Consider the following 16,917-nt stretch of genomic DNA (forward strand, 5'->3'; position numbering starts at 1 on the left):
ATTATGAGACCCGTCTTCGTCAACATCGGTGAGCGCACCAACGTCACCGGCTCGGCCAAGTTCAAGAAGCTGATCGTCGAAGGGAACTACCCTGAGGCGCTGTCGGTCGCGCGCCAGCAGGTCGAGGCCGGCGCCCAGGTCATCGATGTCAACATGGACGAGGGCTTGCTGGACAGCCAGCAGGCCATGGTCACCTTCCTGAACCTGATGGCCGCCGAGCCCGACATCGCCCGCGTGCCGGTGATGATCGACAGCTCCAAGTGGGAGGTGATCGAGGCGGGCCTGAAGTGCGTCCAGGGCAAGGCGATCGTCAACTCGATCAGCCTGAAGGAAGGCGAGGAGAAGTTCCTCCAGCAGGCCAAGCTGTGCCTGCGCTACGGCGCGGCCGTGGTGGTCATGGCCTTCGACGAGGTCGGCCAGGCCGACACCGAAAAGCGCAAGGTCGAGATCTGCGAGCGGGCCTACAACACCCTCGTGGACAAGGTCGGCTTCCCGCCCGAGGACATCATCTTCGACCCCAACATCTTCGCGGTGGCGACGGGGATCGAGGAGCACGACAACTACGCTGTCGACTTCATCGAGGCCACGCGGCGCATCAAGCAGATGCTGCCCTACGCGCGGGTGTCGGGCGGGGTGTCGAACGTCTCGTTCAGCTTCCGCGGCAACGAGCCGGTGCGCCGGGCGATCCACTCGGTCTTCCTGTACCACGCGATCAACGCCGGCATGGACATGGGCATCGTCAACGCCGGCGACCTGCCGGTCTATGACGATATCGACCCGGTCCTGCGCGAGGCCGTCGAGGATGTGATCCTCAATCGTCCCCAGCGCGACCCGAACCAGACCAACACCGAGCGCCTGGTCGAGATGGCTCCCCGCTACAAGGGCGAGAAGGGCCAGCAGCAGGTCGCCAACCTAGCTTGGCGCGAGGGCACGGTGAACGAGCGCCTGACCCACGCGCTTGTCCATGGCGTCACCGAGTTCATCGAGGCCGACACCGAGGAAGCGCGCTTGGCCGCCGAGCGGCCGCTGCACGTGATCGAAGGCCCGCTGATGGACGGCATGAACGTCGTCGGCGACCTGTTCGGCGCGGGCAAGATGTTCCTGCCCCAGGTCGTGAAGTCGGCCCGCGTCATGAAGCAGGCCGTGGCTTGGCTGATGCCGTTCATGGAGGCCGAGAAGGAAGGCCAGGCGCGCCAGGCCGCCGGCAAGGTGCTGATGGCGACCGTGAAGGGCGACGTCCACGACATCGGCAAGAACATCGTCGGCGTCGTGTTGCAGTGTAACAACTACGAGGTCATCGACCTGGGCGTCATGGTCCCCGCCGACCGGATCCTGGACGAGGCCAAGAAGCACAAGGTCGACATGATCGGCCTGTCGGGCCTGATCACGCCGTCGCTGGACGAGATGGTGTTCGTGGCCGCCGAGATGGAGCGCCAGGGCTTCGACATCCCGCTCTTGATCGGCGGCGCCACCACCAGCCGCACCCACACGGCGGTCAAGATCGAGCCGGCCTATCGCCGGGGCCCGACGACCTATGTCGTCGACGCCAGCCGCGCCGTCGGCGTGGTCTCGGGCCTGCTGTCGCCGGGCGAGCGCGACCGGATCATCGCCGAGACCCGCGCCGAATACGTGAAGGTCCGCGAGCAGTACACGCGCGGCCAGACCACTAAGGCCCGCGCCTCGATCAAGGAGGCCCGCGAGCGCGCCTTCGCCATCGACTGGAAGGGCTACACACCGCCGAAACCCGCTTTCATCGGCACGCGGGTGTTCGAGCCGTCGCTGGCCGAGCTGGTCCCGTTCATCGACTGGTCGCCGTTCTTCGCCAGCTGGGAGCTGATCGGCCGCTTCCCGCAGATCCTGGAGGACGACGTGGTCGGCCAGGCCGCCACCGACCTCTATCGCGACGCGCGCGCCATGCTGGACAAGGTGGTCGCCGAGAAGTGGTTCGGGGCCAAGGGCGTGATCGGCTTCTGGCCGGCTCAGGCCCAGGGCGACGACATCGTGCTCTATACCGACGAGACCCGCGTGGCCGAGTTCTCGCGCCTGCACACCCTGCGCCAGCAGATGGACAAGGGCGAAGGCAAGCAGAACGTCGCGCTCTCGGACTTCGTCGCGCCGATCGGGCAGGGCGCGGACTATGTCGGCGGCTTCGCCGTCACCGCCGGCCATGGCGAGGACGAGATTGTCGCCAAGTTCAAGGCGGCCGGCGACGACTACAACGCCATCATGGCCTCGGCCCTGGCCGACCGGCTGGCCGAAGCCTTCGCCGAGTGGCTGCACTACAAGGCCCGCGTCGAGCTGTGGGGCTATGCGCCCGACGAAGCGGCCGACACCGAGGTGATGATCGCCGAGAAGTACCAGGGCATCCGCCCCGCGCCCGGCTATCCGGCCCAGCCCGACCACACCGAGAAGGGCACGCTGTTCAAGCTGCTCGACGCCGAGGCGGCCACCGGCCTGCAACTGACCGAGAGCTACGCCATGACCCCCGGGGCGGCGGTCTCGGGCCTCTATTTCAGCCATCCTCAGGCCCACTATTTCGGGGTCGGCAAGATCGACGCCGACCAGGTCGAGGACTACGCCCGCCGCAAGGGCTGGGACCTGGCGACCGCCGAACGCTGGCTGTCGCCGATCCTGAACTACGACCCGTTGGCCCGAGCGCGCGGCGCGGCGGCGTAGAGACAGAAAATCCTCCCCCCAAGCGGGGGAGGTGGCGCGAAGCGCCGGAGGGGGAAGTGCTTGAGCGCCTGCTTCTTCCCCCTCCGTCGTCTCTTCGAGCCGACACCTCCCCCGCTAGGGGGAGGATTGCGAACCGTGATATCCCAACGCATCCTCCTCCCAACGAAAAAGGGAGGGGACGACATGGAACGCTCGGGCGTGAGCCGGCGAGCGCTGGGGGCCATGGCCCTGGGTGGCGCGGCGCTGGGACTGGCGGGATGTGAAGGGCCGGGCGAGACCGACCTGAAGCCCAAGAGCCGGCAATTCCCGAAGGACTTCGTCTGGGGCGTGGCGACCGCCGCCTTCCAGACCGAGGGCTCGCAAGCCGCCGACGGACGCGGGCCCAGCGTCTGGGACCGGTTCGAAAAGGTCCCCGGTCACGTCAAGGACGGCTCGGACGCCACCGTCGCCACCGACAGCTATCGCCGGTTCCAGGAGGACGTCGACCTGATCGCGGGGGCCAGCCTGAACGCCTATCGCTTCTCGATCAGCTGGTCGCGCATCCTGCCGACGGGTGAGGGCGCCGTGAACCCGGCGGGGCTGGATCACTATTCGCGGCTGGTCGACGCCCTACTCGCCAAGGGCGTCGCGCCCTACGCGACGCTGTTCCACTGGGACCTGCCGCAGGGCCTGCAGGAGAAGGGCGGCTGGAAGAACCGCGACACCGCCCAGCGCCTGGCCGACTACGCCCACGCGGTGGTCGAAAAACTGGGCGACCGACTGAAGAATTACATCGTGCTGAACGAGGCGGCGGTGCACGCCGTGTTCGGCCACGTGCTGGGCGAGCAGGCTCCGGGCCTGAAGGACGACAAGCTGCTCGGGCCGGTCATCCACCACATGAACCTTGGCCAGGGCCTGGCGATGCGGGCGCTGCGGGCGGGCGGCTCGGGGCTGAAGGTCGGCACGACCATGGCGCTGCAGCCCTGCCGCCCGGCGGGCGGGCCGTGGGCGATCTGGAACCGGCTGGCCTCGGACGGTCTGGACTCGCTGTGGAACGGCGCGTGGCTCGACCCGCTGTTCAAGGGGACCTATCCCAAGGCGATGGACGACTTCCTGAAGGGCGTCGTCCGTGACGGGGACATGGCGATCACGCGCCAGCCGGTCGACTTCCTGGGCGTGAACTATTACGCGCCCGCCTATGTCCGCCTGGACCTGAACGCGCCCGGCAAGATCGCCCAGGCCGCCCCGCCCAGGGGCGCGGAGCTGGACGCCTTTGGCCGCCATATCGATCCGTCGGGTCTGTTCGAGGTGCTGGACAGGGTGCGCCGCGACTATGGCGCGCCGCCCGTGCTGGTCACCGAGAACGGCTGCTCCGACCCGTTCAGCACGGGCCCGGCGATCCTCGACGACCAGTTCCGCATCACCTATCTGCGCCGCCATCTCCAGGCGGTGCTGGCGGCCCGCGAAGCCGGCTGCGACGTGCGCGGTTATTTCGAGTGGACCCTGATCGACAACTTCGAATGGGACCTCGGCTACACCTCGAAGTTCGGCCTGGTGGCGATGGACCGCAAGACCGGCGTGCGGACGCCGAAGGCCTCGTACCGGTGGTTCAAGGCCCTGGCGGAGAGCGGGGTGTTGGTTGAGCGGTAAAGATCCTCCCCCCAGCGGGGGAGGTGGCCCGAAGGGCCGGAGGGGGAAGTGCTGGAGAGCCTGCCTCTTTCCCCCTCCGTCGTCTCTTCGAGCCGACACCTCCCCCGCTAGGGGGAGGATTTGCCGTCAGTTCGGCTTGCAGATCAGAACGTCGCGGCCGCCGCGCTTGGCGGGCATCAGGCTGCCGGCGCAGGGAACCGGGTTGACGGGATCGACGATGATCTCGTTGCCGCCGATCGGCGGCAGCTTCTTGGCCGGCGCCGGGGCCTTGGCCTTGGGCGGCGCGCTTGCGACCGGGGCCGGCTTGGCGGCTTCCGCCGCGGGCTGGGCGGCCTCGGGTTTGGGCTGAGCGGATTCGGGAGCCGGCCGCGGCGCGGGCGCCTCCGGCGGCGGCGCGCTCGGCGTGGCGGGCGCTGGCGAGGGCGTCGTCGCCGAGACGGCGTTATAGTTCAGCGCCCGACCCAGGATGCTCGACTTCATCTCCAGCGCCTTGGCGCGCTTTTCGCAGTCGCCGGGCGGGCTCCAGCTCATCCACATCTGGGCCAGCCGCGCCTTGTCGACCGAGCCGGCGCCCTGCCAGATGGCCGCGCCGCGCTTGACCTGGGCCGCGCCATATTCCGAGATCGGACGCGGACTGGCCTTTTCGGCCGCGGTGATCGCCGAGGCGAAGGTCTTGAGGTCTTTCTGCGCCTGGGCGCGCATTTCCGGATAGGTCTTCAGCGCGGCCTGCACGCCGTCCGGACCCGGGAACGCCTTCTCGATCCGCGTCACCTCCGGCATCACGCGGTCGTAGAGATTGGCGTAACCGCCCAGAGCGCCGTAGCACCAGGCGACATAGCCGTACTCGTCGGTCGGCGGGGCGTTCAGGGACGCGCTCGCCTGGCCGTCCTGGGCCAACAGCGCGAGAGCGAGAAAGAGGGCGTTCGCCATGCGGCGGAGGTCCTTTCGAATTTCAGTACGGAGTGACTAGATCATTTCGGTCCGGATTGGGACCGTTGCGTGGCGATCGCCAAGCGGAGCCATAACGGGCGAGAGGGAGATCGGCTCCCCGCCTACGACCATGCGCTTTCGCCGCATTGCAACGAAGTCATGTGAATGATCATTCTCAATGTGCTAGAAGCACCTTCCGTGAGGTGATCCGCACCGGGTCGCCCCCCGTATCCGTCAATGTCCGTCGCTGGTTTCGAGGCGATTCATGAGCTTCTGGCGCAATATCGCGAACATCGCCGCCCGGCGCCTCGACCTGGCCGATTGCACCGAATGTCCGGGCGGCCTGCCGGGCGAGGATCCCGCCTTCTCGACCGCGGTGACGGCGCTGGGCGCCAAGCTCGCCAAGGTCGACGGCCGCGCCGACGGGCACGAGTTCGCCGCCTTCACCGAGGTGTTCCAGCCGGACCCCGCCTCCGAACCGAACATCCACCGCCTGTACGAGCTGGCCCGCCAGACGACTCACGGCTTCGAGAGCTACGCCAAGCGTCTGGCCAAGCGGTATTCCAGCTGCCCGCAGTTGCTGGAGGACGTGGTCGACGGCCTGTTCCACATCGCCAAGGCCGACGGCGTGGTCACCCACGACGAGCTGGCCTACCTGGAGCGGGTGTCCAGCCTGTTTGGCATGTCGCCGCTGGCGTTCCGTCGCCTGCGCGCCACGCACCTGGGCGTCGGCGCCGACGATCCTTACGCCATCCTCGAGGTGCCGGCCGACGCCGACGACGCCACGGTCCACAAGGCCTGGAAGATCGCTCTGACCAACGCGCACCCTGACCGGGCCCGCGCGCGGGGCCTGCCCGCCGAGTTCATCGAGGTGGCCGAGGCCAAGGCCGCCGCGATCAACGCCGCCTTCTCGACGGTGATGCGCGAACGGCGGGAACTGGGACTCGCCGCCGCCGGTTGAGGTGAGGCGTTTCGTCTCGCTTCGAGCGAGGGAAAAAGGCTTTTCATCCGCGATCGGCGGGTGTTCAGTTGATGTTCAGCGCTTGTGAACCACCTAAGAAGGATCATGAGCGTGACGAGAGGACGCCGATGACTAACACCGCCGCAGTTTCGCCCTTGCGTAACCTCGCTTGGATCGCGGGCGCGCTCGCGACGTCGGCGGCCGTGGTGATCGGCGCGGTCCTGGCCGTGGTCTTCGCCGCCACCGTCGTGGTGGTTGGTTTCATCGGCAGCGCGCTGTTCGGCTTGGCGGCCTTCGCCTTCCGGGGCCGCAAGATGGCCAGCGCCCGCAACGCCGATCCCAGCCTGATCGAAGCCCGCAACGTGGGCGGCCACTCCTGGGTCGCCTACGGCTGGAACGAGCGGCCGTAGACTCACTCCGATCTTCCCGCCGGATGCCGGGACCCAGATCGAACCCACCCTCCACTGTGTTCTCGCGCGGCGGCTGGCGCGTCATCCCAAGACTCTCCGGATGAATCTGGGCCCCTTGCATTCGCCGGGGAGATCGGGAGAAGGGTGTGCGCGATTTCGCGTAGCCCACCGGCCTTCCCCAACGTCGCCCTTGCCCCGGCCGCGCGCCTGACCCATCCTGCCTTTCAAACAAATGTTGGGAGGCAAGCATGATCGGCGTCGTCGCGACTCTGTACGTCCAGCCGGACAAGACCGCTGAATTCGAAAAGGTGTTCCTGGACCTCGCGGCCAAGGTGAAGGCCAACGAGCCGGGCTGCCTGATGTACCAGCTGACCAAGTCCAAGACCGAAGCCGGCGTCTACAAGGTGCTGGAGCTCTACGCCTCGACCGACGCTCTCAAGCACCACGGCGGCACCGACTACTTCAAGGCCGCCGGCGCGGCGATGGGGCCGACCATGGCCGCCGCCCCGAACATCGAGTACCTCGACGCGGTGGAGTAGGGCGATGGACCTGGCGTTCTCGGCCGAGGATCTGGCCTTCCAGCAAGAGGTGCGCGACTGGATCGCCACCGCCTATGACGACGACCTGCGCCGCCAGATGAGCCAGTCCAAGAACGGCTATCTGGACAAGGCCGGCCAGGTGAAGTGGCAGAAGAAGCTCTATGAACGCGGCTGGGCGGCGCCGGATTGGCCCGTCGAGCATGGCGGGCCGGGCTTCACGGCCTCGCAGCGCTACATCTTCAACATGGAGATGAGCCTGGCGGGCGTTCCGACCTCGTCGCCGATGGGGCTGAAGATGGTCGCGCCGGTGATCATGGCCTTCGGGTCCGACGCGCAGAAGGCCCAGCACCTGCCGCCGATCCTGAGCTCCGACGTCTGGTGGTGCCAGGGCTATTCCGAGCCGGGGTCGGGCTCGGACCTCGCCAGCCTGCAGATGCGGGCCGAGCGGGACGGCGATGACTATGTGCTGAACGGCTCGAAGATCTGGACCACCCACGCCCAGTGGGCCGACTGGATGTTCTGCCTGGTCCGCACTTCGACGGAGGGGCGCCCGCAGGAGGGCATCTCGTTCCTGCTGCTGCGGATGGACACGCCCGGCATCCAGATCAAGCCGCTGCCCACCCTGGACGGTCCGCCGGAAAACGAGCAGGAGATCAACCAGGTCTTCTTCGACAATGTCCGCGTGCCGGTCGCCAACCGCATCGGCGAGGAGAACAAGGGCTGGACCTACGCCAAGTACCTCTTGGAGTTCGAGCGGGGCAACGCCTATGCGCCGGGCCTGATGCACATGCTTAAGAAGGTCAAGCGCATCGCCGCCCTGGAGCTGGCCGACGACGGCGGGCGGCTGATCGACGATCCCGACTTCCGCAGCAAGATCAGCAATCTCGAGATCCAGGTCCAGGCGCTGGACGCCAGCGAGCTGCGGATCTTCTCCGGTCGCTCGGCGGGCAAGGCCATCGGCCCGGCCTCGTCGATGCTGAAGTGCGTCGGCTCCGAGCAGCAGCAGGCGATCACCGAACTGACCCTCGAGGCGGTCGGGGCCTACGCCGCGCCGTTCGTGCGCGACACCTGGTCGAAGAGCAACGAGGGCAGGGCGGGCCCCGACTACGCCGCGCCCGCCGCGCCGGCCTATTTCAGCTATCGCAAGACCTCGATCTACGCGGGCTCCAACGAGATCCAGCGCAACATCATGGCCAAGATGGTGCTGGGGCTTTAATCCTGCCCGTCACACCTTCGGTTCCAGTTTTTCTGCATGGCCTAGCTCGCGAACAAATGTTTGGATCGCGGGCTAGTCCCTTCGCAATGGATTCCCCATGGCCATCGACGCCCTGTTCAAGCCCTTCGAGTTCAAGTCGCTGAAGCTGCCCAACCGGGTGGTGATGGCGCCGATGACGCGGTCGTTCTCGCCCGGCGGCGTGCCGACCGACGACGTCGCCGCCTACTATCGCCGCCGCGCCGAGAATGAGGTCGGGCTGATCGTCACCGAGGGCACGGGCGTCGCGCGTCCGGCCTCGCTGAACGACGCCAAGGTGCCGCGCTTCCACGGCGAGAAGGAACTGGCGGCCTGGAAGAAGGTCGTCGACGAGGTCCACGCCGCCGGCGGCCTGATCGCCCCGCAGCTGTGGCACGTCGGCGCCGCCAAGGGGCCGGATCAGCTGGGCAAGGTCGACAGCCCCTCGGGCCTGTCCAAGGCCGGCGGGACGCCCTTCACCGAGCCGATGACCGACGCCGACATCGCCGACACCATCGCCGCCTTCGGCCAGGCGGCGGCCGACGCCAAGCGCCTGGGCTTCGACGCGGTCGAGCTGCACGGCGCCCACGGCTATCTGATCGACCAGTTCTTCTGGTCGGGCACCAATGTCCGCACCGACAAGTGGGGCGGCCCGACGATCGGGGAGCGCGGCCGCTTCGCCGCCGAGATCCTGAAGGCGGTTCGCGCCGCCGTCGGCCCGGACTATCCGGTGATCATCCGCCTGTCGCAGTGGAAGCAGCAGGACTACGCGGCCCGCCTGGCGACCACGCCGCAGGAGATGGAAGCCTGGCTGCAGCCGCTGGCCGACGCCGGCGCCGACATCTTCCACTGCTCGCAGCGCCGCTTCTGGGAGCCGGAGTTCGAGGGCAGCGACCTGAACTTCGCCGGTTGGGCCAAGAAGCTGACCGGCGCCCCGACCATCACCGTCGGCTCGGTCGGCCTGTCGGGCGAGTTCATCGCGGCGTTCGGCGGCGAAGGCAGCCAACCCGCCTCGCTGGACCGCCTGCTGGAACGCCTGGAGCGCAACGAGTTCGACCTGGTCGGCGTCGGCCGCGCCTTGCTGCAGGATCCGGAATGGGTCGTGAAGGTCCACGAGGGCCGCAACGACGAGCTGAAGAGCTTCGAGCGTCAGGCCCTGGGGGTTCTGTACTAGGCCTGCCGTAAGATGCTCCCCCGCGATGCGGGGGAGCTGTCGCGGAGCGACTGAGGGGGCAAGCTGGACGTTTGCCGCGTAGCCCCCTCCGGCCCTCTGGGCCACCTCCCCCGCATCGCGGGGGAGGAACTACCCGTTGAAGTTCAGCTTCAGCCCCGGCCGCGGCCACCGCGCCTTATAGAGCTTCCCCGTCCCCGACGCGGTGATCCAGGCGTCGCGCATGTCGGCGCCGCCAAAGCAGATGTTGGTCACGATGACGTCCGGGAAGGCGTAGTGCTCGGTCGAGCCATCGGGATCGAAGGCGGTGACGCCGCCGTTGATGATCGTCGCCACGCAGATCTTGCCGCCGGCCTCGACCGCCAGGCTGTCCAGCAGTTGGTAACCCGGCAGGTTGCAGACCACATTGCCCGGCATCAGCGGCGCGGCCTCGGCCAGGACGCCGGGCGAAGCCACGTCGAACGACCATAGCCGGCCCAGCATGGTGTCGGCCATGTAGACGGTCTTCTCGTCGGGCGAGAGGCCCACGCCGTTGGGCGAGACGAAGTGGTCCCGCCAGCGGGTGATCTTCGAGCCGTCGGCCAGGGCGTAGTAGAGCGCCCCGTACTTTCGGCCGTCCGGCGTCGAGCAGCCGTGGTCGGTGAACCAGAAGCCGCCCTGCTTGTCGAAGACCAGATCGTTGGGCCCGACCAGGGGTTTGCCGTCGCATTCGGCGTAGAGCGTGGTCACCGCGCCGGTCGCCAGGTCCACCCGCTGGATCGAGCCGCCCGTGTGCGTCGGCGGCGTCGGGCCGGGAATGTTCAGGCCATTGGCCTCGAAGAAGGCGAAGCTGCCGCCGTTGTTGGTGACATAGAGCGCGCCATCGGGGCCGATCGCCGCGCCGTTGGGGCCGCCGCCGGTCTGCGCCACCGTCTCCTTGCGGCCGTCGGGCCAGATCCGCGTCAGGCGCTGGCCCTGGATCTCGGTGACGATGACCGAGCCGTCGGCCATGGCCACGGGGCCTTCGGGAAACTGCAGGCCTTCGGCCGCCAGTTGGATGTCCATCGCGCGTCTCTCCCTGTCTCGCCTCTCACGGGCGATGAGGAGACTATAAACGCGCGTTTGAACTTGGCGAGGGTTCCGTTCCCCTGGTCGGTCAGCGCCTAGAGGGTAACGGTCGCGGGCGAAGCGGCGGTGAAGCGCGCCACCGCCGCCAGCAGATCCTCTCGAACGATCGGCTTGGCCAGGTGGCCGTCCATGCCGGCGGCGAGGCAGCGGGCGATCTGCTCGGGCATGACGTCGGCGCTGAGCGCCAGGATCGGCACGCGAGCCTTGGCGCCCTCCATGGCGCGGATGGCGTGAGTGGCGGCCAGGCCATCCATCACGGGCATGTGCACGTCCATCAGCACCAGATCGAAGTCCTGGTCGCGCAGCAGGGACACCGCCGTCGCCCCGTCCTCGGCGGTGATCGTCTCGTGCCCGCCCAGCGTCAGCAGGGCGTAGCCCAGCTCGCGATTGACGTGGTGGTCGTCGACGAGCAGCACCCGGGCGCCGCGCAGGTCGGCCGGCGACGAGGCCGCCGAGTCCAGTGTGGGCGTCGGCTGCGCGGGGATCGCGGGCAGTTCGACCCAGAAGCACGACCCTCGGCCCGGCGCGCTGATCACGCCGATCTCGCCGCCCATGCGCGAGACCAGAGCCTTGCTGATCGCCAAGCCCAGGCCGGTGCCGCCATATCCGCGGCTGATGGAGCTGTCGGCCTGGGTGAAGCGCTGGAACAGACGCGCCTGGACGTCGGGCGCGATGCCGATGCCGGTGTCCGAGATCTCGAACCGAAGTCGTTGGTCCGACACGTCGAGCCGGGCGGTGACGGCGCCGTCGCGCGTGAACTTGATGGCGTTGGACAGCAGGTTCAGCAGCACCTGACGCAGGCGCGTTTCGTCCAGCAGGAAGAGCGGCCGCTCGTCCCCGCCTTGGATCTCTATCCTCAAAGCCAGCTTCTTGGCTTCCGCCGCGGGGCCGGCGATCGCCACCGCGTCGCGCAGCACGACGGCCGGCGCCAGCGGCCCCGGGTCCAGCTCCATCCGGCCGGCTTCCAGCTTCGAGAAGTCCAGCAGGTCGTTGATGATCTCGACCAGCGAGCGGCCGGCGCGATTGATCAGATCGAGGCGTCGGCGGCTGTCGGGCGACAGGCCAGGGTCGCCGGCCACGAGGTCGGCGAAGCCCAGGATGCTGTTCAGCGGCGTGCGGATCTCGTGGCTGATCGTCGCCAGGAATTCGGACTTGGCCTTGTTGGCGGCCTGGGCGCTGGCCTGGGCGTCGCGGGCCGCGTCACGGCCTCGCGTCATCAGGGCCTGCAGGCGCTTCTGCCGTTCCAGGATCATGGCGGCGGTCAGGCAGACCGCGAACAGCATGACGTGGAAGATCACGGCGTGCCGCAGGGGCGTCAGCGCCGCGTTGCGGTCGATGCCGACGCTATGCAGCACCGCGGGGATCGAGGCGGCCAGGGATGCGATGACCAGGATCGCCGCCGCCCGAGGCCCGCCTCGGAACACGGCCAGCATGGCGGGGGCGAACAGCAGGGCCTGCAAGCCAGGATCCCAGGTGAAGATCGCCACCGCGCTGATGACCACCAGCGCCGTGAGCATGGCGATCTGCCAGGGCGAGGCCGGGAACATCGGCTTATGGCGGCGGTCCATCAGCATGATGGTGGTCGGCATCGCCAGGAACAGGCCCAGCACGTTCGGCGGGATCCAGTCGGCCCAGCCGCTCCACATGGGCCTGCCGCGAGAGAGCGCCAGACTGACGGTCGTGATCGTCGAGAACACGACAACCAGCACCGCGGCGGCGGCGGTCAGGCGAGCCAGGCCCCACGGACTGCGCATCCGGTTGGTCAGGCCCAGACGCTCCAGACTCCAGGCGATGAGGACGTTCTGGATCAGGTCTTGCGGCACCACCAGCACGATGAACGAGAGGCGCACGCCAGCGATCAGTTCGATGGCGACGTGGACGACGCCGGCCAGCGCCAGCATGATCCATCGCGCCTTGCCCTTCAGAGTCAGCAGGCCGGCGATGATCACGGCGTTGGCCGTCCAGATCGACGGCAGGTTGTGGGTCGCGCCAGCCAGGAACAGGCTGAAGACGATGGAGCCTCCGAAGGCCGCCAAGAGGCCCGCGATCCGCAAAGTCTGGTCGTCGCGCGACGGAATTCGGATAGCCGCGATCAAGGTTGGTTCCCCCTATCCAGGGTGGGTGTCGCAGGTTGTCGTTGCGATCGGGTTTACGTCCTCGGCGCGTTCCGTCAGCGGCGCTCCAATACTCTGAATACGAACGCGTGATCGTCACCCTCGCCTGCGGCGTGCGCCTCGCGGCGAACCTCGGTCCAGGCGTTTTCGTCAAAGACGGGGAAATGAACGTCGCCATCGACCTGGGCGTCGACGTCGGTGAGATAGAGCCGCCTGGCCTTGGGCAGGGCCAGCTCGAACAGGGCGCGGCCGCCGATCACGCAGACCTCGTCGACGCCATCGTCGGCGGCCTGCTCCCTGGCGATCTGCACGGCCTCCGACCAGGTTTCGCAGGCGATCGCGCCTTCGGGCTCGAAGCTCTGGTCGCGGGTCAGCACGACATTCATCCGGCCGGGGAGGGGCTTGCGCGGCAGGCTGTCCCAGGTCTTGCGGCCCATGATGATGGGCTTGCCCAGGGTGTTGGCCTTGAACAGGGCCAGGTCCGACTTCAGCCGCCAGGGCAGGTCGCCGTCGCGACCGATCACCCCGTTGGCGGCGCGGGCGACGACAATGGCGAGGGTGGGCAGGGTCATGGCTCTTGATTAGCGGGCGTCGGCTTGGCGCGCCATGGCTTGATCGAAACCTGAACGTTGATCACTCTGGCTTCCAAGAACACAGGACGGGGAGAGGCGCGATGTCGGCGACGGCGTTCGAGATGCACATGGCCCGGACGGGCGGAGTCGAGGTCCTGCGCGGGCGCGAGATCGCGCCGCCGCCGCCGGGCCCCGGCGAGGCGCGCGTGGCGATCGAGGCGGCGGGCGTCGCCTTCGCCGACATCGTCATGCGCACCGGCCTCTATCCGGGGGTGAAGGCCCCGGTGACCCCGGGCTACGACTTCGTCGGCCGGATCGAGGCGTTGGGGCCAGGCGTCGAGGGCTTCCAGGTCGGCCAGCGGGTGGCGGCCCTGACGGTCACGGGCTCGTACGCCACGCGGCGCAATGTCGAGGCGCGCTGGCTTGTCGCCGCGCCGGAGGGGGCGCCGGCCGAGGCCCTGGTCGCCGGCGTGCTGAACGGCCTGACCGCCTGGCAGATGTTCCACCGCGTCGCCGGCTCCGTGGCGGGCGAGTGGGTGCTGGTCCACGGCGCGGCGGGCGGCGTTGGCGGGCTTCTGCTGGATCTGGCGCGGCTGTCCGGCGTCAAGGCGGTCGGCACGGCCTCGGCGGGCAAGAAGGCCGAGGTCGAGGCCAAGGGCGGCGTGCATGTGGACTACCGCGCAGAGGCCGTTGCGGCGCGGGCGATCGAGATTTCAGGTGGCGGCGTGGTGGCGGCCTTTGACCATGTCGGCGGGCCGCACTTGAAGACCGCCTCGCTGGCCGCCCTGCGCGATGGCGGGACCGCGGTGCTCTACGGCGGCTATGACGCGACCAGGGGCGGCAAGGCGCGGCCGGGCGCGATGCTGAAGATGCTGCTGGCCGATCGCCTGTCGGCCCTGAAGCTGTTCAGCGAAAGCCGGGGCGTCGTCGGCTACAACGTCACGTCCTGGCGCGACGCCCGGCCGGAGGCCTACCGCCAGGACCTCACCCAGGTTCTGAAGCTGATCGGAGAGGGCGCGATCCAGCCGACGATCGCCAAGGTCTTGCCGCTTAGTGAGGCCGGCGAGGCTCAGGCGCTGCTGCAGTCGGCGAAGCTGGCGGGCAAGATCGTGCTGAGGCCGTAGAGCGGCGGCGGGGGGCGAAGGGCGGCTTTCGACACAAGTCAGAAGTAGGGGAAGTCTACTTGCGCGTCGCGCTGAGGCCGCACAGGACTAGTGGTTCTCTGCGTTAGGCTGCGTTGCCCACCCGAGGTTGCTTCTGTAATCAACGGGCTTTGCGGTGCTGCCCAACGCATACGGCCGAGCAATTTCGAAGAGGTTGAATACGGGGCCCAGCGAAAGCTTGGCGTTTTTATTCTTAAGCAAATGGCCCCGCTCGCGCGGGGCCAAGACAGCCTATTAGCCCCAGTTGCGGAGCAGGTATCACGCAATAGCCGCGCCGTAGGGCTGAGCGTCGATGTTGCCCACAAGGGCGACGCTTCCACGATCGGGCGCGATAGCCCAATCGAAGTCGGCTCCGTCACCGCCGACCGCCGTCACAAGGTTATAGAAGTCCTTCGTGGCACCGAGCGTCGCCAAGCTGCCGTCAGTGTTACGGCCCGTTGTCACATCGATGGCGTCGGCCGCGGTAAGCGCTCTGAGGGACGCTGTGCCTGGGGTTGTCGATGTGTTGGTAGTCACAATGCCGAGCGAGGCTGCGATCTTGTCGTTGAGGTCTATGACGCCGTCGCGATTGTCATCATACTCAGAATATTTCGACGGATCGATCCGGTCGCCGGCTGAGACCTTTACGTACTGGTAGGTGTTTGAGTTGCTCGTGCCATAGAGCAAGTCTTTGATCTTGTCCGGGGTCGAGAGTTGCACGCCCAAAGCGTCGGACGGATTGAACATGAGGTTGGAGCTGGCGTTGTCGCTGCCGAAGATGTGCGACTTGAACCAATCCCAAGCTCCGCTCAATGAGGACGAGATATTGCTCCAGGTAGACCCGAGCGCCGAGGTGAAGCTATTCCAGACCTGGGAGGTAAATGAGACATTCGTGCTTATTGTTGTTCCCGAAGAGACCAGCGTCATCCCGACGTCGATGGTATTATTCGAATTGGATGTAGTTGAAGTTACGTAGACTGTGTCTGCGACCCATTGTGGCGGCAAAGGCGTTGTGTTCTTTGTGGCGGTAAGAACGTTGTAAGTACTGCCAATGCCTACGATGAAGGGGATGGAAGCGTTGCCATAAAGGCGCCCGTAGGGGTCGAGTGTACCGCCATCGAAAGTCAGAACGGTCCAGACCGATCCGCCCATGACGACATTGTTGACAACATTCGTCATCGCATTGTCTGTGACGTAGCCTAAGTCGTGATTCAGATATGCGGTGTCGAGATCATTGATCGGGACGCGATCGATCTCTTGCAGCACCGATTTAACGAAAGCCACATTTGCTGCGGTTCTGGGAATATGGACCGTCACCGGTGCGTAATAGTCCCGTGGATCATCTAGATTGCCGCCGCCTGGCGGCCCGCCAACATGGCTCGCAATATTGTAGCCGTTCGCCATAAACGTGGCGTACCGGTCTGCCTGTTCCCAGGCATCGTTATCGCCGTTACCCCCGAAATGCCCGTACTGAGGAACTGGTGGACCACTCATAGTCGACCTCCGTCAATGAGACGGAATAAACCTGAAGTCGTGTTATTTGAGAATCAACCTTGGGTGTTGATTAGTTCGGAACTTTAAGAGCGATGCCGGCGTCGCGGCATTTGCTCGTAATCCTGCTCGCCTGAGCGGTCTCACTTTCCAGAGGGGCGCCGCGATACCGCGGAACTAGGAGGACCAAGTCGACGGTTGCGAAAAGGCCGGCTTCCGGAAGCGGCTTCGCGTAATTGATGATAAAGGGGACGTGTTTGCGGGACCCAATTTTGGCATGCCCGCAAATGGCTTTCCTGTCCGCCGACAGGATCGCGTCCTCTATTCGCGTTGGCTTTCGGCTCCTGTCTTCGCGTTGGACCAGATCGAGCGCCTGCGCGCGCACGTAGGAATCTTGCTGGCTCTCTCTGCTGCAGCCCGACAACCCTACGATCGCGAGCGCTGAGCCAAGGGCAGCCGCGAACCTGTCCAAACGCGCCATGCAATCCTCATGAGTTGGGCGAGCCGCATCCTAGCGCGACTATAGGTCGAGCCAAGACCCCGTTTGAGTGCATGTGGCAGGGGTGAGGTGGATGCTGGGGGGCAACTACCTTGGACACCTAGGTCCGCCTCCTACCCATGACCGACGCGGTGTGGGGCTGCTTTGCACTAACGAAACGGCGAGTTCTTCGCGTCGAAATGAGGGATAGGTGTTGGCCTGTCGCTTGAGACTCCGGTGTCGATGTTACACCAGCTGGACAGCGTCTTTCCCGTGGCCGCGTCTTAGATCAAATTCACGACCTGACAGCCCCCATGGAAGTATTCTGGAAACTGATCTCGCTCGCGCACAAGGTGGACTCCCGCAGGCGCGGACGTCCAAACACTAGGGGTCCGCACGAACACCGCAACCCATACTCTTCGGGGCGAGTCTAGCTCGGGCGGTTCGCCAGAGGTGGTGAATGGAA

The 16,917-nt window shown here is 66.8% G+C and carries 13 protein-coding genes; 8 read left to right on the top strand and 5 right to left on the bottom strand.

The genetic code is table 11. The features are described 5' to 3' along the window. The first annotated feature begins 3 nt into the window (after nucleotides 1-3). Both metH and CSW60_RS18885 read left to right on the top strand, forming a co-directional pair. Complete coding sequence (gene metH, locus CSW60_RS18880; RefSeq protein WP_099538713.1) at nucleotides 4-2,676, top strand: methionine synthase; 2,673 nt, start codon at nucleotides 4-6, stop codon at nucleotides 2,674-2,676. 183 nt (nucleotides 2,677-2,859) lie between these two features. Continuing rightward, a complete protein-coding gene (locus CSW60_RS18885) occupies nucleotides 2,860-4,305 on the top strand; it encodes a GH1 family beta-glucosidase (protein WP_099538714.1) in 1,446 nt (481 codons plus the stop codon). A 126-nt stretch (nucleotides 4,306-4,431) separates the two neighbouring features. On the opposite strand, the gene CSW60_RS18890 is transcribed toward CSW60_RS18885, so the two are convergent. Further along, a complete protein-coding gene (locus CSW60_RS18890) occupies nucleotides 4,432-5,235 on the bottom strand; it encodes a hypothetical protein (protein WP_099538715.1) in 804 nt (267 codons plus the stop codon). Nucleotides 5,236-5,500: 265 nt separating this feature from the next. Here CSW60_RS18890 and CSW60_RS18895 point away from each other — a divergent pair, with 265 nt between their 5' ends. The 5 genes from CSW60_RS18895 to CSW60_RS18915 all read left to right on the top strand — a co-directional run bounded on the left by CSW60_RS18895 (nucleotide 5,501) and on the right by CSW60_RS18915 (nucleotide 9,550). Further along, nucleotides 5,501-6,196 carry a DnaJ family molecular chaperone gene (locus CSW60_RS18895; RefSeq protein WP_099538716.1) on the top strand — a complete coding sequence of 232 codons (696 nt, stop codon included), beginning with the start codon at nucleotides 5,501-5,503 and terminating at the stop codon, nucleotides 6,194-6,196. Nucleotides 6,197-6,267: 71 nt separating this feature from the next. Next, nucleotides 6,268-6,606: a hypothetical protein gene (locus CSW60_RS18900; protein WP_099538717.1), complete on the top strand. Its 339-nt coding sequence runs from the start codon at nucleotides 6,268-6,270 to the stop codon at nucleotides 6,604-6,606. Between the two features lie 248 nt (nucleotides 6,607-6,854). Next, nucleotides 6,855-7,145 carry a putative quinol monooxygenase gene (locus CSW60_RS18905; RefSeq protein WP_066682781.1) on the top strand — a complete coding sequence of 97 codons (291 nt, stop codon included), beginning with the start codon at nucleotides 6,855-6,857 and terminating at the stop codon, nucleotides 7,143-7,145. Between the two features lie 4 nt (nucleotides 7,146-7,149). Then, entirely contained in the window at nucleotides 7,150-8,361 is a 1,212-nt protein-coding gene (locus CSW60_RS18910) for an acyl-CoA dehydrogenase family protein (protein WP_099538718.1), read from the top strand. 97 nt (nucleotides 8,362-8,458) lie between these two features. Further along, entirely contained in the window at nucleotides 8,459-9,550 is a 1,092-nt protein-coding gene (locus CSW60_RS18915) for an NADH:flavin oxidoreductase (RefSeq protein WP_099538719.1), read from the top strand. Nucleotides 9,551-9,679: 129 nt separating this feature from the next. Here CSW60_RS18915 and CSW60_RS18920 read toward each other — a convergent pair whose 3' ends face one another. The 3 genes from CSW60_RS18920 to CSW60_RS18930 form a co-directional block, all read right to left on the bottom strand. Further along, nucleotides 9,680-10,591 (bottom strand): SMP-30/gluconolactonase/LRE family protein, encoded by a 912-nt coding sequence (locus tag CSW60_RS18920; protein ID WP_099538720.1) that lies wholly within the window; start codon nucleotides 10,589-10,591, stop codon nucleotides 9,680-9,682. A 98-nt stretch (nucleotides 10,592-10,689) separates the two neighbouring features. After that, nucleotides 10,690-12,750, bottom strand: coding sequence for an ATP-binding protein (locus CSW60_RS18925; protein WP_099538721.1), 2,061 nt, complete (start codon nucleotides 12,748-12,750; stop codon nucleotides 10,690-10,692). 74 nt (nucleotides 12,751-12,824) lie between these two features. Then, entirely contained in the window at nucleotides 12,825-13,340 is a 516-nt protein-coding gene (locus CSW60_RS18930; protein WP_099538722.1) for a dihydrofolate reductase, read from the bottom strand. 101 nt (nucleotides 13,341-13,441) lie between these two features. On the opposite strand from CSW60_RS18930, the gene CSW60_RS18935 reads away from it, so the two are divergent. Beyond that, nucleotides 13,442-14,464 carry a zinc-binding dehydrogenase gene (locus tag CSW60_RS18935; protein ID WP_099538723.1) on the top strand — a complete coding sequence of 341 codons (1,023 nt, stop codon included), beginning with the start codon at nucleotides 13,442-13,444 and terminating at the stop codon, nucleotides 14,462-14,464. Nucleotides 14,465-14,761: 297 nt separating this feature from the next. Here the strand turns inward: CSW60_RS18935 and CSW60_RS23265 are convergent, their stop codons facing one another. Continuing rightward, entirely contained in the window at nucleotides 14,762-15,976 is a 1,215-nt protein-coding gene (locus tag CSW60_RS23265; RefSeq protein WP_143324220.1) for a hypothetical protein, read from the bottom strand. Nucleotides 15,977-16,917 lie beyond the last annotated feature (941 nt).

The organism is Caulobacter sp. X (assembly GCF_002742635.1).
In the GTDB taxonomy this organism is placed as follows: domain Bacteria; phylum Pseudomonadota; class Alphaproteobacteria; order Caulobacterales; family Caulobacteraceae; genus Caulobacter.